Source organism: Streptomyces sp. HUAS TT7 (assembly GCF_051550175.1).
GTDB lineage: Bacteria > Actinomycetota > Actinomycetes > Streptomycetales > Streptomycetaceae > Streptomyces.
In genome coordinates this window covers 1,144,663-1,165,127 of the sequence record NZ_CP196175.1, presented here as the reverse complement: position 1 = coordinate 1,165,127, position 20,465 = coordinate 1,144,663, and the positions used below count along the sequence as shown (strand labels likewise).

At 71.1% G+C, this 20,465-nt stretch carries 1 protein-coding gene; it reads left to right on the top strand.

Features of this window, described 5'->3' with window-relative positions; all coding sequences use genetic code 11:
• Nucleotides 1–50 precede the first annotated feature (50 nt).
• Entirely contained in the window at nt 51–20,435 is a 20,385-nt protein-coding gene (locus tag ACSHXC_RS05255; RefSeq protein ID WP_438290418.1) for a type I polyketide synthase, read from the top strand.
• The last annotated feature ends 30 nt before the right edge of the window (nt 20,436–20,465 follow it).

Sequence of the window (20,465 nt, the reverse complement as noted above, 5' to 3'; positions counted from 1 at the left end):
CGACGCTCTGTTCCCGAAGTCCGGCATTCCACCGAACGATTGGCGTCCTGATGTCGAACGAGGAGAAGCTGCGCGAGTACCTCAAGCGCGCGATCGCAGACCTTCACGAGACTCGTCAGCAATTGGACGAGACGGAGGCGAAGCAGCGAGAGCCGATCGCGATCGTCTCGATGGCCTGCCGCTTCCCCGGCGGCGTCCGCGCGCCGGAAGAGCTCTGGGAACTGCTACGCGACGGAGTCGACGCGATCTCCTCGTTCCCCCGCAACCGTGGCTGGGACCTGGAGGGGCTCTACCACCCCGACCCGGCCCACCAGGGCACCGCCTACGCCCGCGAGGGCGGATTCCTCCATGACGCGGGCGAGTTCGACCCCGCCTTCTTCGGGATCTCCCCGCGCGAGGCGCTCGCCATGGACCCCCAGCAGCGACTGCTGCTGGAAACCGCGTGGGAAGCCGTCGAACGCGCCGGCATCGACCCGCAATCCCTCGCCGGCAGCCGCACCGGCGTCTTCGTCGGCACCGACTACGGCGGCTACGACGCCGAGGCGGGCCGACGCACCGACGAGGTCGGCGGGCACCTGCTGACCGGCAACCACATCAGCATCGCCTCCGGCCGGATCTCCTACGTCCTCGGTCTGGAAGGCCCCGCACTGACCGTGGACACGGCCTGCTCCTCGTCGCTGGTCGCCCTGCACCTGGCGATGCACGCGCTGCGGCGCGGCGAGTGTGGCATGGCCCTGGTGGGCGGCGCGACCGTGATGTCCACGCCGCAGCTGTTCGTGGAGTTCTCCCGCCAGCGCGGCCTGGCCCCCGACGGCCGCTGCAAGCCGTTCGCGGACACCGCCGACGGCACGGGCTGGAGCGAGGGCGTCGGCCTGCTGCTGGTGGAGCGGCTCAGCGACGCGGTGCGCAACGGCCACCCCGTACTCGCCGTGGTGAAGGGCTCGGCCGTCAACCAGGACGGCGCCTCGAACGGCCTGACCGCCCCCAACGGCCCCTCGCAGCAGAGCGTCATCCGCCAGGCCCTGACCGGCGCGGGCCTGACCACCGCGGACATCGACGCCGTGGAGGCGCACGGCACCGGCACCACCCTCGGCGACCCCATCGAGGCGCATGCCCTGCTGGCCACGTACGGGCAGCAGCGCCCCGCGGACCGGCCCGTGTTGATCGGCTCCATGAAGTCCAACATCGGGCACACCCAGTCCGCCGCCGGTATCGCCGGTGTGATGAAGATGGTCCTGGCGATGCGGCACGGGCAACTGCCCAAGTCCCTGCACCTGGACGAGCCCACCGGGCACGTCGACTGGAGCGACGGCCATGTCAGGCTCCTCGCCGAGGCCGAACCCTGGCCGAGCACCGATCGGCCCCGCCGCGCCGCCGTCTCCTCCTTCGGCATCAGCGGCACCAACGCCCACGTCATCCTGGAACAGGCGCCCGCCCCCGAGTCCGAAGCCGCCCCCGAGCCGGCCGCCCGGCCGGGCACGCTGCCCTGGATCCTGTCCGCCCGCACCGAAGGGGCCCTGCGCGCCCAGGCCGAACGCCTCGGCCGCCACGTACGGGAGCGTGCCGACCTCGAACCGGCCGCCGTCGCCCACGCCCTCGTGGACACCCGGGCCCTGATGGAGCACCGCGCGGTACTCGTCGCGGACGACCGGGACGCGTTCCTGGACGGCCTGGACGCCCTGGCCACGGGCCGCACCACCACCGGCCTGGTCAGCGGCGTCGCCGCCAAGACCGCCACCGCGTTCCTCTTCGCCGGGCAGGGCTCCCAGCGCCTGGGCATGGGACGCGAACTGTACGCCGCGTACCCCGCGTTCGCCGCCGCCTTCGACGCGGTGTGCGCCGAGCTCGACCCGCACCTGGACCGGCCGCTGCACGACGTCGTCTTCGCCGACGAAGGCAGCGCCGACGCCGCCCTCCTCGACCAGACCGCCTACACCCAGGCCGCCCTCTTCGCGTTGGAAACCGCCCTGTTCCGGCTCGTCGAGTCCTGGGGCGTGACCCCCCAGTCCGTCGTCGGCCACTCCATCGGTGAAATCACCGCCGCCCACGTCAGCGGCGTGCTGCCCCTCCAGGACGCCGCACGACTGGTCGCCGCGCGGGGCACCCTGATGCAGGCACTGCCCGAAGGCGGCGCCATGGTGGCGATCCAGGCCACCGAGGAGGAGATCCGGGACAGCCTGGCGGGCCTAGAGGGGCAGGTCTCCGTCGCCGCCGCCAACGGGCCCGACTCCACCGTCATTTCGGGCGACGAACAGGCCGTGACCGAGATCGCGGCCCACTGGGCAGCGCAGGGCCGCCGGACCAAACGTCTGCGGGTCAGTCACGCCTTCCACTCCCCGCACATGGACGGCATGTTGGAGGACTTCCGGCGCGTCGTCGGCGGCCTGACCTTCCATGCCCCCCGCATCCCCGTGGTATCCACGGTGACCGGCGAGCTCGCCACCGACGACGAACTGTGCTCGCCCGACTACTGGGTCCGGCAGGTCCGAGAAGCGGTCCGTTTCTGCGCCGCCGTGCGCACCCTCGAAGCCGAGGGTGTCACCACCTTCGTGGAGATCGGCCCCGATGCCGTCCTCACCCCCATGGTCCAGGACTGTCTGACCACCCCCGACGAGCCTCTCCTCGTCCCCCTCCTGCGCACCGGCCGCCCCGAAGCACCCACCCTCACCACGGGCGTCGCCACCGCCTTCGCGCACGGCGCCCACGTCGACTGGTCCGCCTGCCTGGGCGCCCGCAGCGCTCCCCACGTGGGACTGCCCACCTACGCCTTCCAGCGCCAGTGGTACTGGCTGGACCCGGCCGAACACGAGCCGGCGGAAGCGGCCGCCGCCGAGGCGGGCGAGGCCGGATTCTGGGCCGCCGTCGAACGCGAGGACCTCCAGGAGCTGTCGGCCGTCCTCGCCATCGACGGCAGCGACGCGGACTCCCTCGGCAACCTCCTGCCCACTCTCTCCTCCTGGCGCCGGCAACGCCGCATCCAGGCCGCCGCGGACCGCTTCGGCTACCGCACCCACTGGACCCCGCGCACCGCCTCCAACGACCCCGCCGCCACGGGCCACTGGCTCGTCGTCCTGCCCGACGGCGCCACCGAAGATCCGTGGACCGTCCGCCTCCTGGACGCCCTGCGCGACCAGGGTCTGCACACCGACGTACGGGAACTGCCCGACACCGACGATCCCGGCGACGCCCTCGCCCGGCCCGACACCCCGGTCGACGGCGTGCTCTCCCTGCTGGCCCTCGACGAGCGCCCCCACCCGCAGCTGCCCTCCGTGCCGCGCGGCCTGACCGCCACCACCGCGCTGCTGCGCGCCCTGGAGGCCGCAGGCATCCAGGCACGCTTATGGAGCGTGACCCGCCGCGCCGTCGCCGTCGACCGGCACGACGCGCTCAACAGCCCCGTACAGGCGCAGACCTGGGGCCTGGGCCGGGTAGCCGCGCTGGAGTCCCCGCAGAGCTGGGGCGGGCTCGTCGACCTCCCCGAGAACCTGGACGGGCGGACCGTCTCCGCGCTGCTGAGCACCCTCGCCGGCGACGAGGACCAGGTCGCGATCCGCCCGGCCGGGGTCTTCACCCGCCGCCTGGAACGGACCGCACCCGGCGGCGACACCGACGCCCAGTGGAGCACCCACGGCACCGTCCTGGTCACCGGCGGCACCGGCGCCCTCGGCGCACACCTCGCCCACTGGCTGGCCGACGCCGGAGCCCAACACCTCGTACTCACCAGCCGCCGCGGCCCCCAGGCCCCCGGCGCACCCGAACTCGCGGCCGCACTCACCGACCGCGGCGTCGAGGTGACCCTCGCCGCCTGCGACGTCGCCGACCGCGACGCCCTGTCGGCCGTCCTCGCGGACATCCCGCCGCATCTGCCGCTGACCGGCGTCGTGCACGCGGCGGGCATGCTGGACGACGGCGTACTGGCAGCGCTCACCCCCGAGCGCTTCGAGACCGTACTGCGCCCCAAGGCGCAGGCCGCACAGCACCTGCACGAGCTCACCCAGGACCTGGACCTGGACCACTTCGTGCTGTTCTCCTCGATCGTCGGCGTCCTGGGCAACGCCGGACAGGGCAACTACGCCGCCGCCAACGCCTACTTGGACGCCCTCGCCGAACAGCGCCACCAGCAGGGCCTCCCGGCCACCTCCGTGTCCTGGGGCCCCTGGGCGGGCGACGGTATGGCCGTCGACAGTGACGTCGCCGACCGGATGAGCCGCGACGGACTGCTGCCCATGGCCGCGGCCCCCGCGCTCGCCGCCCTGCGCCAGGCCCTCGCCCAGGGCATGACCCACGTGACCGTGGCCGACATCGACTGGAGCGCCTACGCCCCCGCCCTGACCGCCGTCCGCCCCAGCCCCCTCATCGGCGACCTGCCCGAGGCCCGCCGCGCGGTCCGCCCCGCGGACGGCCCGCGCCGCGAAGGCTCCCCCCTGCGCGACCGGATCGCCGCTCTGCCGCCCGCCGAACAGGAACAGGCGTTCCTGACCATGGTCAGGGAAGAGGCCGCCAAGTCCCTCGGCCACCGCACACCGGACACCATCGACGCCCAACGCGCCTTCCGCGAGCAGGGATTCGACTCGCTGATGGCGGTCGACCTGCGCAACCGGCTCTCCGTCGCGACGGCACTGCGGCTGCCCGCCACCCTGCTGTTCGACCACCCGAGCGCCGTCGCGGTCGCCGCATACCTGCGCGCCGAAGTCCTGGGCGCCACGGGGCCCGCCACGGTCGTACAGGCATCGGCCGCCGCCCTCGACGAACCGGTGGCGATCGTCGGCATGGCCTGCCGCTTCCCCGGCGGCGTGGACTCGCCCGCGGCCCTGTGGCGGCTGCTGGCCGAGGGCGGCGACGCCATCGCCCCCATGCCCGCCGACCGGGGCTGGGACCTGGACCGCGTCTACCACCCAGACCCCGACCACCAGGGCACCACCTACGTCCGCGACGGCGGCTTCCTGGACGGTGTGGCCGGCTTCGACGCCGACTTCTTCGGCATCTCGCCGCGCGAGGCCCTCGCCATGGACCCGCAGCAGCGACTGCTCCTGGAAACCACCTGGGAGGTGCTCGAACAGGCGGGCATCGACCCGGAGTCCCTCCGCGGCAGCAGCACCGGGGTCTTCGCGGGCACCAACACCCAGGACTACGGCGCCGTCCTGGACACGGCACAGGACGAAGCGAGCGGGCACCGGCTCACCGGCAATGCCCTGAGCGTGGTCTCCGGCCGGGTCTCCTACACCTTCGGCTTCGAAGGACCCGCCGTCACCGTGGACACCGCGTGTTCCTCCTCGCTGGTGGCCTTGCACATGGCGGCGCAGGCGCTGCGTCAGGGCGAGTGCTCCCTAGCGGTCGCGGGCGGTGTGACCGTGATGTCCACCCCGTCGTCCTTCGTGGAGTTCGCCCGGCAGCGCGGGCTGGCCCCGGACGGCCGCTGCAAGCCGTTCGCGGCCGCCGCCGACGGCACCGGCTGGAGCGAGGGCGTCGGCCTGCTGCTGGTGGAGCGGCTCAGCGACGCCCGCCGCAACGGCCACCAGGTACTCGCCGTCGTACGCGGCTCCGCCGTCAACCAGGACGGCGCGTCCAACGGCCTGAGCGCACCCAGCGGCCCCTCTCAGCAGCGGGTGATCCGACAGGCCCTGGCCAACGCCCAGTTGGCCGCCGGCGACGTCGACGCCGTGGAGGCGCACGGCACCGGTACGACACTCGGCGACCCGATCGAGGCCCAGGCACTGCTGGCCACCTACGGCCAGGAGCGGCCGGCGGACCAGCCGTTGCTGCTCGGCGCGGTGAAGTCCAACCTCGGACACACCCAGGCCGCCGCCGGTGTGGCGGGCGTGATGAAGATGGTGCTGGCGATGCGGCACGGGATGCTGCCGCGCACCCTGCACGTCGACGAACCCACCGAACACGTCGACTGGACCGCGGGCGCCGTCGAACTGCTCACCGAGAACACCGACTGGCCCGAGACCGGCCGCCCGCGACGCGCGGCCGTCTCCGCCTTCGGCATCAGCGGCACCAACGCACACGTGGTCCTGGAACTGCCCCCGGCCACCGGACCCGAACCGTCCACCACCGCCCCCGACGGGACGGTACCGCTGCTGCTCTCGGCCAAGGGCGAGAACGCCCTGCGCGCCCAGGCGGCCCGACTCCGCTCCCACCTGGACCACGAGCCCGCACCCCGGCTCACCGACGTCGCCCACACGCTGGTGACGCACCGCACGGCCCTCGCCCACCGCGCGGCCGTCCGTGCCCACGACCACGCCACCGCGCTGCGGGCCCTGACCGCACTGGCCGCGGGCGAGGCCGATCCCGCCCTCGACACCGGCACGGCGCACACCGGCCGGGACGCCGTCCTCTTCTCCGGCCAAGGGGCCCAACGCCTCGGCATGGGGCGCGAACTGTACGACCGTCATCCCGCCTTCGCGGCGGCGTTCGACACGGTGTGCGCCGCCCTCGACGAGCACCTGGACCGCCCGCTGCGGGACGTGGTGTGGGGCGAGGACGCGGAACTGCTGAACCAGACGGCCTACGCCCAGGCCGGGCTGTTCACCATCGAGGTGGCCCTGTTCCGGCTCGTGGAGTCCTGGGGCGTCCGGCCGCAGTACGTGACCGGACACTCCGTCGGCGAGATCGCCGCCGCGCACGTCGCCGGGGTCCTCACGCTGGCCGACGCCTGTGCGCTGGTGGCGGCCCGCGGACGGCTCATGCAGGCCTTGCCCGCCGGCGGCGCGATGGTGGCGCTCCAGGCCACCGAGGAGGAGGTTCTTCCGCATCTGACGGGTGGGGTGTCGATCGCGGCGGTGAACGGTCCGTCGTCGGTGGTGGTCTCCGGTGTCGAGGACGCGGTGCTGGCCATCGCGGCGCGCTTCACGGCCGAGGGCCGCAAGACCAGCCGGCTGAGGGTCTCGCACGCCTTCCACTCGCCGCTGATGGAACCGATGCTGGCCGACTTCCGCGCCGTCGCCGAGGGCCTGTCCTACGGCGAGCCGGAACTGTCCGTCGTATCGAACGCGACCGGCGACCTCGCCACCCCGGACCAGCTGCGCACCCCCGAATACTGGGTAACCCACGTGCGGGCCGCGGTGCGCTTCGCCGACGGCATCCGCACCCTGAGCGCGCAGGGCGTGACGCGCTTCCTGGAACTGGGCCCCGACGGCACGCTCACGGCCATGGCCCGCGAGTCGCTGCCGGACGACGACAGCACCGGCCAGAGCGCTCCCGATGAGACCGTCCTCGTCCCCGCCCTGCGCCGGGACCGCCGCGAGGAGGAGACCCTCCTCGCGGCCCTGACACGACTGCACGTACGCGGCGCCACGATCGACTGGAGCGCGTTCCCCGCCGCCGGCCGGGACGCCCGCGCCGTCGACCTGCCGACGTACGCCTTCCAACACGAGCGGTTCTGGCCGACCCCCGACCACACCCGAACCGGTGACATCGGTGCCGCCGGTCTCGAAGCGGCCGGGCACCCGCTGCTGAGCGCCGCCGTGGAACTGCCCGACGGCGACGGTGTGCTGTTCACCACGCGCCTGTCGCTCGCCACCCATCCGTGGCTGGCCGGGCACGTCGTCATGGGTTCGGTCCTGCTGCCGGGCACGGCATTCGTCGAACTCGCCGTCCGCGCCGCCGACCAGGCGGGCTGCGACCGCGTCGACGAACTGACCCTGGCCGCCCCGCTCGTCCTGCCCGAGAACAGCGGCGTGCACCTCCAACTGCACGTGGGCCCTGCCGACGAGGCGGGCCGCCGCACCTTCAGCGCGCGCTCCAGGACGGAGGGCGACGGCGACCGCCCGTGGATGCAGCACGCCACCGGCGTACTCGCCGTCGACCCTCAGCCGGCCGCCGCCGACTTCGCCTCGGCGCCCTGGCCGCCCGCCGACGCCGAGCCCGTCGATCTGACCGGCTTCTATCCGCGCTTCGCCGACCGCGGATTCGACTACGGCCCGCACTTCCAGGGCCTGCGCACCGCATGGCGCCGTGGCGACGAGGTCTTCGCCGAGGTGGCCCTGCCCGCCGTGGCCGAAGGCGAAGCGCCTGGCTACGGCCTGCACCCGGCACTGCTCGACGCGGCCCTGCACGTCGTCACCCTCAACGGAGTCGACCAGCAGGTCGTGCCCTTCGCCTGGGAGGACGTCTCGCTGCACGCCTCCGGCGCCGCGGCCGTACGGGTCCGGGTCACCCGGCACAGCAGCGACACGGTTTCCGTGGACGTCACCGACACCGAGGGCGGCCCCGTCGCCACCATCGGCGCACTCGTCCTGCGGTCGGTCTCCGCCGACCAGTGGGAAAGCGGCACGAACTCGCTCGGCCACGATGCGCTGTTCCGCGTCCAGTGGAACCCCGTACACCTGCGCCAGACCGGGACAGCGGGGACTGTCGCGGCGATCGGCTTCCCCGCGGGCTCGACGGCCGCGTGGTGCGCGGACCCGGTCGAGCACTACGCGGATCTGGCCTCCCTGGCCGCATCCGGCCGTGCGTACGGCACGGTGCTGGCAGCGGTGACGGCCGATTCCGACGGCGCCGTGGAGTCGGTGCACGCCGCGGTGGCGGGGGCGTTGGACGTGATCCAGTCGTGGTTGGCGGAGGATCGGTTGGTGTCGTCGCGTCTGGTGTTCGTGACGCGGGGTGCGGTGTCCGGTGCGGATCTTGCGGGTGCGGCGGTGTGGGGTCTGGTGCGGTCGGCGCAGTCGGAGCATCCGGGCCGTTTCGGCCTGGTGGATGTGGAGGACGACGCCTCAGCGGCGGTGTTCTCGCGGGCATTGGCGTCGGATGAGCCCCAGTTGCTGGTGCGCGGCGGCGAGGTGCTGGTTCCGCGGCTGGCCCGTGCCCGGTCCGAGCAGGCGATGACCTGGGATCCGTCCGGAATGGTCTTGATTACGGGTGGTACGGGTGGTTTGGGGCGGGTTGTTGCTCGTCATTTGGTGGCGGTGCATGGGGTGCGGAGTGTGTTGTTGGTGAGTCGGCGTGGTCCGGCTGCGGAGGGTGTTGGGGAGTTGGTTGCTGAACTCGCGCAGTTTGGCGCGGAGGCTGTTGTTGAGGCGTGTGATGTGTCCGATGCGGTGGCGGTGGCGGATCTGGTTGGTCGTCATGTGCCGGCGGCTGTGGTGCATGCGGCTGGTGTGTTGGATGACGGTGTGGTGGAGTCGTTGTCTGCGGAGCGGTTGGCGGGGGTGTTGCGTCCGAAGGTGGATGCGGCGTGGTATTTGCATGAGGCGACCAGGGGTTTGGATCTGGGTGCGTTCGTGGTGTTCTCGTCGGTGGCCGGTACGGTCGGTAGTGCTGGTCAGGGTAACTATGCGGCGGGTAATGCGTTCTTGGACGCGTTGGTGGGTCATCGTCGTGCGTTGGGTCTGTCTGGGGTGTCGTTGGCGTGGGGTCCTTGGTCCCAGGACAGTGGTATGACCGGTGGTTTGGCTGATGTTGATGTCCAGCGGATCGCCAGGCAGGGCATGCCGCCGCTGTCTGTCGAGGAGGGGCTGGCCCTCTTCGACGCCGCGCTGGCAGCCGACGACGCCCAACTCCTTCCCGTGCGCTTCGACTTGGCAACCTTGCGCGAACAAGGGGAGGTGCTTCCCCTGTTACGCGGCCTGATCAGGGACCGCACCCGACGCTCGGTGGTCGCCGGCTCGGCCGCCGTCTCCGGCCTGGTGAGTCGCCTGAGTGGACTGGGCACGGTGGAACGCCGTGAGGCGCTGCTGGACTTGGTACGGGCCCAGGTCGCGGTGGTCCTGGGACATGCGAGCCCGGAGACGGTCGATCCGGACCGGGCCTTCCAGGACCTCGGCTTCGACTCCCTGACCGCGGTCGAGCTGCGCAATCGACTCAACAAAGCCACAGACATGAGGCTTTCGTCCACCGCCGTCTTCGACTACCCCACGGCCGGCGCGCTCGTCGACTTTCTGCTGGACGAGCTGTTCGGCGAGCACGCTCAGGTCGAGCTGCCGACGCGGGTGCCGTCCTCGACGGGTACGGCCGACGACCCGGTGGTGATCGTCGGCATGAGCTGCCGCTACCCGGGCGGCGTCGCCTCGCCGGAGGACCTGTGGCGCTTGGTGTCTGAGGGCGTGGACGCGGTGTCCGGCTTCCCCACCGACCGCGGCTGGGACGTGGAGGCCCTCCACAACCCGGACCCCGAGGCATTCGGTACCTCGTACACCCGCGCCGGGGGCTTCCTCCACGAGGCGGCGGAGTTCGACCCCGAGTTCTTCGGGATGAGCCCTCGGGAAGCGTTGGCGACGGACTCGCAGCAGCGGCTGCTGCTGGAGACGGCCTGGGAGGCCATCGAGCGGACGGGCATCGACCCGATGTCACTGCGAGGCAGCCGGACCGGTGTCTTCGCGGGTGTGATGTACACCGATTACGAGGACCTCCTCGTCGGCGACCAGTTCGAGGGCTTCCGCAGCAACGGCAGCGCGGCCAGCATCGCTTCGGGTCGGGTGTCGTACTCCTTTGGTTTTGAGGGTCCGGCGGTGACGGTGGATACGGCGTGTTCGTCGTCGCTGGTGGCGTTGCATCTGGCGGCGCAGTCGTTGCGTCTGGGTGAGTGTTCGCTGGCGTTGGCGGGTGGTGTGACGGTGATGTCGACACCGACGACGTTTGTGGAGTTTTCCCGTCAGGGTGGGCTGTCGTCGGATGGGCGTTGCAAGGCGTTCGCTGATGGGGCTGATGGTGTGGGTTGGGCTGAGGGTGCCGGGATTTTGGTGTTGGAGCGTTTGTCGGATGCGCGCCGTAATGGGCATCGGGTTTTGGCGACCGTGCGGGGTAGTGCGGTGAATCAGGATGGTGCGTCGAATGGTTTGACGGCGCCGAATGGTCCGTCGCAGCAGCGGGTGATTCGGCAGGCGTTGGCGAGTGCGGGTCTGTCGGCGGCGGATGTGGATGTGGTGGAGGCGCATGGTACGGGTACGGCGTTGGGTGATCCGATCGAGGCGCAGGCGCTGTTGGCGACGTACGGTCAGGAGCGGTCGGGGGATCGGCCGTTGTTGTTGGGTTCGGTGAAGTCCAACCTGGGGCACACCCAGGCCGCCGCCGGTGTGGCGGGTGTGATCAAGATGGTGTTGGCGATGCGTCATGGTGTGTTGCCGCGGACGTTGCATGTGGATGAGCCGTCGTCGCATGTTGACTGGGATGCCGGTGCGGTTGAGTTGCTGAGGTCTGCGGTCGAGTGGGAGCGGGGGGACGGGCCGCGTCGTGCGGGTGTGTCGTCCTTCGGGATCAGTGGTACGAACGCGCACGTGATCCTGGAACAGCCCGAACCCGCCCCCGCCGACACCGAACCGGATACCCCGGTGATCGAGCCCGGCGCGCTGGCGTGGGTGCTCTCCGGCAAGAACGAGGCCGCGCTGCGTGGCCAGGCGGCACGCCTGCTGCCCCTCGTCACCGGCCGCGACGGACGGTCCGCGCGGGACATCGGCCACTCACTGGTGACAGGACGGTCGAGCTTCCCGCACCGCGCGGTGGTGTGGGGTGAGGACCGCGAAGCACTGGTGCTCGCCCTGTCCGCACTCGCAGTGGGCGAAGCCGACGCCGGACTGGCGGAGGGCACGTCCGGTGCGGGGAAGACGGCCTTCCTGTTCTCGGGTCAGGGGTCACAACGCCTGGGTATGGGGCGGGAGTTGTATGGTCGTTATCCGGTCTTCGCGGCGGCGTTCGACGCGGTGTGTGCTTCCTTGGACGAGCACCTGGACCGTCCGCTGCGGGACGTGGTGTGGGGTGAGGATGCGGAGCTGCTGAACCAGACGGCGTACGCCCAGGCATCCCTGTTCGCGATCGAGGTGGCGCTGTTCCGGTTGGCGGAGTCGTGGGGTGTGCGCGCCGATTTCGTGGCGGGGCATTCGATCGGGGAAGTCGCCGCGGCGCACGTGGCGGGTGTCTTCTCCCTTGCGGACGCCTGTGCGCTGGTGGCGGCCCGGGGCCGGTTGATGCAGCAACTGCCTGTCGGTGGGGCGATGGTGGCGGTCAGGGCGACGGAGGAGGAGGTTCTTCCGCATCTGACGGGTGAGGTGTCGATCGCGGCGGTGAACGGTCCGTCGTCGGTGGTGGTCTCCGGTGTCGAGGACGCGGTGCTGGCCATCGCGGCGCGCTTCACGGCCGAGGGCCGCAAGACCAGCCGGCTGCGGGTCTCGCACGCCTTCCACTCGCCGCTGATGGAACCGATGCTGGCCGACTTCCGCGCGGTGGTGGCACGGCTGTCCTTCGGCACGCCGACGATCCCCGTCGTGTCGAACCTGACGGGCCGACTCGCCGGGCCCGAACAGCTCGGCCAGGCCGACTACTGGGTCCAGCACGTCCGCGAAGCCGTGCGTTTCGCCGACGGCATACGGGCCCTGCACGCGGAAGGGGTGACGCGCTTCCTCGAACTCGGCCCGGACGGTGTGCTGTCCGCGATGGCACAGGAGTCGCTACCGGACGACGCCCTGCTTGCTCCCGTACTGCGCAAGGACCGGCCCGAGGAGACGGCGCTGCTGGGCGCCCTGGCGCAGCTGTACGTCCGGGGCGTGAGCGTGGACTGGGCGGCGCTGTACGCCGGTACGGGTGCGCGGTGGGTGGACCTGCCGACGTACGCGTTCCAGCGCGAGCGGTTCTGGCCGTCGGGTCGGGTGGCGCGTTCCGGTGATGTGCGGTTCGCGGGTCTGGATTCCGCGGGGCACCCGTTGCTGGGTGCGGCGGTGCAACTGGCGGGCTCGGGTGGGGTGTTGTTCACCGGGCGGTTGTCGGTGTCCTCGCATCCGTGGCTGGCGGATCACGTAGTGCTGGGGTCCGTAGTGGTGCCCGGCACGGCGCTGGTGGAACTGGTCCTCCGCGCGGCCGACGAGGTCGGCTGCGACCTGCTGGAGGAACTGACGTTGGCCGCACCGCTGGTGCTGCCCGCGTCAGACAGCGGTGTGCAGGTGCAGGTGTGGCTGGGGGAGGCGGACGGTTCGGGCCGTCGCCCCGCGTCGGTGCATGCGCGTGAGGCCGAGGGCCCCTGGACGCTGCACGCCAGCGGTGTGGTGACCACGGGAGCCGAGGCGCTCTCCTTCGACGCCGCGATATGGCCCCCGAAGGGCGCGAAGTCGGTGGACGTGGCGGACGGCTACGACGAACTCGCCGATGCCGGCCTCACATACGGCCCGGTGTTCCGGGGCCTGCGCGCCGCCTGGAAGCTCGGCGAGGACGTCTACGCCGAGGTGGGGCTCCCGGAGGGCACGGACGGCCACGCCTACGGGCTGCACCCCGCCCTCTTCGACGCCGCCCTGCACGCGGCGGCATGGGGCGGAGTGGAAGCGGGCGGAGTCCCCTTCTCGTGGACCGGAGTGTCCCTGCACGCCTCCGGAGCCTCCCACCTTCGCGTCCGAATCCGGGGCACGGCCAACGGAATGTCGGTCGCGATGGCGGACACCTCCGGTGCGCCGGTCGCCTCCGTGGAGTCGCTGGTGGTGCGTCCGCTCTCGGCCGGGCAGTTGCAGGCCGCCGACCGTGACGCCCTCTTCAAGGTCGACTGGGTTCCCGTCCCGCTCACGGACGAGCGTGTCGAGCTCGGCACCGGTCCGGAGGGAGAACCATGGCGAACTCTCGCGGATCTGGAGTCCCTGGCCGGGGCGACCGTGCCCGGTACGGTCCTGGTCACGCCGCCCGCCGGCGCCGCCGGAGTGGTGGAGTCCGTACACCGCGCGGCTGCCTGGGCGCTGGAGATGGTGCAGTCCTGGCTGGCCGACGACCGGTTCGCCACCTCGCGCCTGGTGTTCGTCAACCGCGGGGACGTCGCCGGCGCGGATCTCGCGGGTGCCGCCGTGCGGGGCCTGGTGCGGTCGGCGCAGTCGGAGAACCCGAGCCGCTTCGGCCTGGTGGACCTGGCCGACGACTCCGATGTGACCGTGCTGGCGCAAGGGCTCGCGACCGACGAGCCCGAACTGCTGGTGCGCGGCGGCGAGGTGCTGGTTCCGCGGCTGGCCCGTGCCCGGTCCGAGCAGGCGATGACCTGGGATCCGTCCGGAATGGTCTTGATCACGGGTGGTACGGGTGGTTTGGGGCGGGTTGTTGCTCGTCATTTGGTGGCGGTGCATGGGGTGCGGAGTGTGTTGTTGGTGAGTCGGCGTGGTCCGGCTGCGGAGGGTGTTGGGGAGTTGGTTGCTGAACTCGCGCAGTTTGGCGCGGAGGCTGTTGTTGAGGCGTGTGATGTGTCCGATGCGGTGGCGGTGGCGGATCTGGTTGGTCGTCATGTGCCGGCGGCTGTGGTGCATGCGGCTGGTGTGTTGGATGACGGTGTGGTGGAGTCGTTGTCTGCGGAGCGGTTGGCGGGGGTGTTGCGTCCGAAGGTGGATGCGGCGTGGTATTTGCATGAGGCGACCAGGGGTTTGGATCTGGGTGCGTTCGTGGTGTTCTCGTCGGTGGCCGGTACGGTCGGTAGTGCTGGTCAGGGTAACTATGCGGCGGGTAATGCGTTCTTGGACGCGTTGGTGGGTCATCGTCGTGCGTTGGGTCTGTCTGGGGTGTCGTTGGCGTGGGGTCCTTGGTCCCAGGACAGTGGTATGACCGGTGGTTTGGCTGATGTTGATGTCCAGCGGATCGCCAGGCAGGGCATGCCGCCGCTGTCTGTCGAGGAGGGGCTGGCCCTCTTCGATGCCGCGCTCGGAACGGCCGAGTCCACGGCACTGCCCGTCCGTCTGGACCTCGCGGCGCTCCGCGCACAGGGCGAGCCCCAGCCACTGCTGCGCGGCCTGATCCGCACGAGGACCCGCCGATCCGGCGCGGTCGCGGCAGCCGGCATCGCGCAGCGCCTGGCCGGGCTGACCACGGTGGAACGCCGTGAGGCGCTGCTGGACTTGGTACGGGCCCAGGTCGCGGTGGTCCTGGGACATGCGAGCCCGGAGACGGTCGATCCGGACCGGGCCTTCCAGGACCTCGGCTTCGACTCCCTGACCGCGGTCGAGCTGCGCAACCTGCTGGGCCGGGCCACCGGACTGCGACTCCCGGCGACGACCGTGTTCGACTACCCGACGGCCGACGCCCTGGCGGGCCACCTCCTGGGCGAACTGTTCGGCACGGAGACCGAGACGCCGCTCCCGGTGTCCGCTCTCCCGTCCCTGACGGACGACCCGGTGGTGATCGTCGGCATGAGCTGCCGCTTCCCCGGCGGCGTCGCCTCGCCCGAGGACCTGTGGCGGCTGGTGTCCGAGGGGGTGGACGCCGTCTCGGCTTTCCCCACCGACCGAGGCTGGGAGATCGAGGACACCGACGACCCCGAGAGGGAGGGCGCCATCGCCACCCGCTCCGGTGGATTCCTCTACGACGCGGCGGAGTTCGACCCCGAGTTCTTCGGGATGAGCCCCCGCGAGGCCCTGACCACCGACGCCCAGCAGCGACTGCTGCTGGAGACGAGCTGGGAGGCGCTGGAGCGCGCCGGTATGGACCCGGCCACCCTGCGCGGCAGCCGTACGGGTGTCTTCGCCGGCGTGATGTACCACGACTATTCGACGCTGCTGTCCGGGCGCGAGTTCGAGGGCTATCAGGGCAGCGGCAGTGCGGGCAGTGTCGCTTCGGGTCGGGTGTCGTACTCCTTTGGTTTTGAGGGTCCGGCGGTGACGGTGGATACGGCGTGTTCGTCGTCGCTGGTGGCGTTGCATCTGGCGGCGCAGTCGTTGCGTCTGGGTGAGTGTTCGCTGGCGTTGGCGGGTGGTGTGACGGTGATGTCGACACCGACGACGTTTGTGGAGTTTTCCCGTCAGGGTGGGCTGTCGTCGGATGGGCGTTGCAAGGCGTTCGCTGATGGGGCTGATGGTGTGGGTTGGGCTGAGGGTGCCGGGATTTTGGTGTTGGAGCGTTTGTCGGATGCGCGCCGTAATGGGCATCGGGTTTTGGCGACCGTGCGGGGTAGTGCGGTGAATCAGGATGGTGCGTCGAATGGTTTGACGGCGCCGAATGGTCCGTCGCAGCAGCGGGTGATTCGGCAGGCGTTGGCGAGTGCGGGTCTGTCGGCGGCGGATGTGGATGTGGTGGAGGCGCATGGTACGGGTACGGCGTTGGGTGATCCGATCGAGGCGCAGGCGCTGTTGGCGACGTACGGTCAGGAGCGGTCGGGGGATCGGCCGTTGTTGTTGGGTTCGGTGAAGTCCAACCTGGGGCACACCCAGGCCGCCGCCGGTGTGGCGGGTGTGATCAAGATGGTGTTGGCGATGCGTCATGGTGTGTTGCCGCGGACGTTGCATGTGGATGAGCCGTCGTCGCATGTTGACTGGGATGCCGGTGCGGTTGAGTTGCTGAGGTCTGCGGTCGAGTGGGAGCGGGGGGACGGGCCGCGTCGTGCGGGTGTGTCGTCCTTCGGGATCAGTGGTACGAACGCGCACGTGATCCTGGAACAGCCCGAACCCGCCCCCGCCGACACCAACACCGACGCCGCACCGGACGCCGCCGAGGACGAGACGGCCGGGGCCGCGCTGCCGGTGCTGGTGCCGCTGTCCGGCCGGACCGAGTCGGCGCTGCGCGCCCAGGCAGGGCGGTTGCTGTCCCGACTGGACGGTGAGCCGGCGCCGCGGGTCACGGATGTCGCCTACTCACTGGCGACGGGCCGCGCGGTGTTCGAGCACCGCGCGGTGATCCTGGCCGGGGACCGGGAGGAGCTGCTGCGCTCGCTGTCAGCCCTGGCCGAGGGCCGCAGTGAGGCGGCCGTCGTGGCACGGGACCGGGCCCGCGCCGGCAAGCTCGCCTTCCTGTTCTCGGGTCAGGGGTCACAACGCCTGGGTATGGGGCGGGAGTTGTATGGTCGTTATCCGGTCTTCGCGGCGGCGTTCGACGCGGTGTGTGCTTCCTTGGACGAGCACCTGGACCGTCCGCTGCGGGACGTGGTGTGGGGTGAGGATGCGGAGCTGCTGAACCAGACGGCGTACGCCCAGGCATCCCTGTTCGCGATCGAGGTGGCGCTGTTCCGGTTGGCGGAGTCGTGGGGTGTGCGCGCCGATTTCGTGGCGGGGCATTCGATCGGGGAAGTCGCCGCGGCGCACGTGGCGGGTGTCTTCTCCCTTGCGGACGCCTGTGCGCTGGTGGCGGCCCGGGGCCGGTTGATGCAGCAACTGCCTGTCGGTGGGGCGATGGTGGCGGTCAGGGCGACGGAGGAGGAGGTTCTTCCGCATCTGACGGGTGAGGTGTCGATCGCGGCGGTGAACGGTCCGTCGTCGGTGGTGGTCTCCGGTGTCGAGGACGCGGTGCTGGCCATCGCGGCGCGCTTCACGGCCGAGGGCCGCAAGACCAGCCGGCTGAGGGTCTCGCACGCCTTCCACTCGCCGCTGATGGAACCGATGCTGGCCGACTTCCGCGCCGTCGCCGACCGCATGACGTACAGCGCGCCGAGCATCCCCGTGATCTCGAACGTCACCGGCGAACCCGCCACCGCGGAGCAACTGTGCTCCGCGGGATACTGGGTCGGTCACGTCCGCGAAGCCGTGCGTTTCGCCGACGGGGTCAGCGCACTGGAAGCGCAGGGCGTCTCGGCGTACCTGGAGCTCGGCCCCGACGGCGCCCTCTCCGCGCTCGCCGCGGAGTCCGCGGCGGACGAGTCGGTGCTGACCCCCGTACTGCGCAAGGACCGGGAGGAGGCACCGGCACTCCTCACGGCTGTGGCACGTCTGCACGCTCGCGGCGTGCCCGTCGACTGGTCCGCCGTCTTCGCCGGCTCGGGTGGGCGGTGGGTGGACCTGCCGACGTACGCGTTCCAGCGCGAGCGGTTCTGGCCGTCGGGTCGGGTGGCGCGTTCCGGTGATGTGCGGTTCGCGGGTCTGGATTCCGCGGGGCATCCGATGCTGGGTGCGGCGGTGCAACTTGCGGGCTCGGGTGGGGTGTTGTTCACCGGGCGGTTGTCGGTGTCCTCGCATCCGTGGCTGGCGGATCATGTGGTGCTGGGGTCCGTGCTGGTGCCCGGCACGGCACTGGTGGAACTGGTGCTGCGGGCGGCCGACGAGGTGGACTGCGGCGAGGTGGAGGAGTTGACGCTCGCCGCGCCGCTGGTGCTGCCCGCGTCCGACGGCGCGGTCCAGGTGCAGGTATGGGTGGGTGAGTCCGATGACGGGGGTCGCCGGCCGGTGTCGGTGCACGCGCGTGACGGAGCGGAACCGTGGACGCTGCACGCCAGTGGTGTCCTGGCCCCGGCTGCCGAGGCGCCGTCGTTCGATGCCGCGGTGTGGCCGCCGCAGGGCGCCGAGCCGCTCGACGTGGCGGGCTGCTACGAGCGGTTCGCGGACGCCGGGTTCGCCTACGGTCCGGTGTTCCAGAGCCTGCGGGCGGCCTGGAAGGTGGGTGATGACGTCTATGCGGAGGTCGGGCTTCCCGACGGTACGGACGGCGACGCCTACGGGCTGCACCCTGCCCTCTTCGACGCGTCGCTGCATGCGGCGCTACTGGGTGGCGAAGGACCGGACGAGCGGGGTGTCCCCTTCTCGTGGAGCGGGGTGACCCTGCACGCGTCCGGTGCCTCCCAGGTGCGGGTCCGCATCCGTGCCACCGGGAACGACACGTCGATCGCGATCGCGGACACCACCGGCACGCCGGTGGCCTCGGTACGGTCCCTGACCGTGCGTCCGATCAGCGCCGGGCAGTTGCAGGCCGGCGATTCCCTCTTCAAGGTCGACTGGACCGGCATCCACCTCGCAGGCGAGCCTGTGGGCTCCCTCACCATGCTCGGCAAGGACGCCGAAGGCGTCCTCGACGGACTCTCGCTCCAGCCCCACACGGATCTCGACGACATCGCGGAGGCGGGCGCCCACGAGACCGTGCTCGTCCCGCCGGCCATCGGAGCCGCCGGAACGGTGGAGTCGGTGCACGCCGCGGTGGCGGGGGCGTTGGACGTGATCCAGTCGTGGTTGGCGGAGGACCGGTTGGTGTCGTCGCGTCTGGTGTTCGTGACGCGGGGTGCGGTGTCCGGTGCGGATCTTGCGGGTGCGGCGGTGTGGGGTCTGGTGCGGTCGGCGCAGTCGGAGCATCCTGGCCGTTTCGGCCTGGTGGATGTGGAGGACGACGCCGAAGTAACGCTCATCCCGGCGGCGTTGGCATCGGACGAGTCGCAACTGCTGGTGCGCGGCCAACAGGTCCTCGCCGCGCGGCTGGCCCGAGTGCAGCGGCAGGACACTCCCGCAGCCGGCGTCGAATGGGATCCGTCCGGTACGGTCTTGATTACGGGTGGTACGGGTGGTTTGGGGCGGGTTGTTGCTCGTCATTTGGTGGCGGTGCATGGGGTGCGGAGTGTGTTGTTGGTGAGTCGGCGTGGTCCGGCTGCGGAGGGTGTTGGGGAGTTGGTTGCTGAACTCGCGCAGTTTGGCGCGGAGGCTGTTGTTGAGGCGTGTGATGTGTCCGATGCGGTGGCGGTGGCGGATCTGGTTGGTCGTCATGTGCCGGCGGCTGTGGTGCATGCGGCTGGTGTGTTGGATGACGGTGTGGTGGAGTCGTTGTCTGCGGAGCGGTTGGCGGGGGTGTTGCGTCCGAAGGTGGATGCGGCGTGGTATTTGCATGAGGCGACCAGGGGTTTGGATCTGGGTGCGTTCGTGGTGTTCTCGTCGGTGGCCGGTACGGTCGGTAGTGCTGGTCAGGGTAACTATGCGGCGGGTAATGCGTTCTTGGACGCGTTGGTGGGTCATCGTCGTGCGTTGGGTCTGTCTGGGGTGTCGTTGGCGTGGGGTCCTTGGTCCCAGGACAGTGGTATGACCGGTGGTTTGGCTGATGTTGATGTCCAGCGGATCGCCAGGCAGGGCATGCCGCCGCTGTCTGTCGAGGAGGGGCTGGCCCTCTTCGATGCCGCGCTCGGAACGGCCGAGTCCACGGCACTGCCCGTCCGTCTGGACCTCGCGGCGCTCCGCGCACAGGGCGAGCCCCAGCCACTGCTGCGCGGCCTGATCCGCACCGCAGGCCGGCGCACGGCGGCGGCCACGACGGAGGGCGACGCCTCGGCTGCCTTCGCGCAGAGGCTGACCGGCCTGTCTGCGGCAGAGGGACGCGAGGTCGTACTGGACGCCGTGGGCGGCCAGGTCGCGGTGGTCCTCGGGCACGCCAGCGGCACGGAGATCGATCCGGACCGGGCCTTCCAGGACCTCGGCTTCGACTCCCTGACCGCGGTCGAACTCCGCAACGGCCTGAGTGCCCTCACCGGAATCCGCCTGCCGGCGACCCTGCTCTTCGACTACCCGACGCCGGCCGAACTCGTCGACCACCTCCACGCCCGGATCGCACCCGAGTCGCCCTCCGGACCGGAGGCACTCCTGGGCGAACTCGAAAGGCTGGAGAAGACCTTCGGCGGGCTCGACGTCACGGAGGAGGCTCACGAGCAGATAGCCGGCCGCCTGGAGGTCCTCAGGGCGAAGTGGGACGCCCTGCGGGACACCCCCGCGGCAGCCGGGCACGACGACTCCCGTTCCGACGGGGACTTCGACTTCGAGTCCGCCTCCGACGAGGAGGTGTTCGACCTCCTCGACAACGAAATCGGCCTCTCCTGAACCGAAGGGACCACACACGACGCCCCTCCC

Bases quoted from the DNA above. Each gene is read 5' to 3' on its own strand.
- ACSHXC_RS05255 (WP_438290418.1), top strand. From the start codon at position 51: ATGTCGAACGAGGAGAAGCTGCGCGAGTACCTCAAGCGCGCGATCGCA.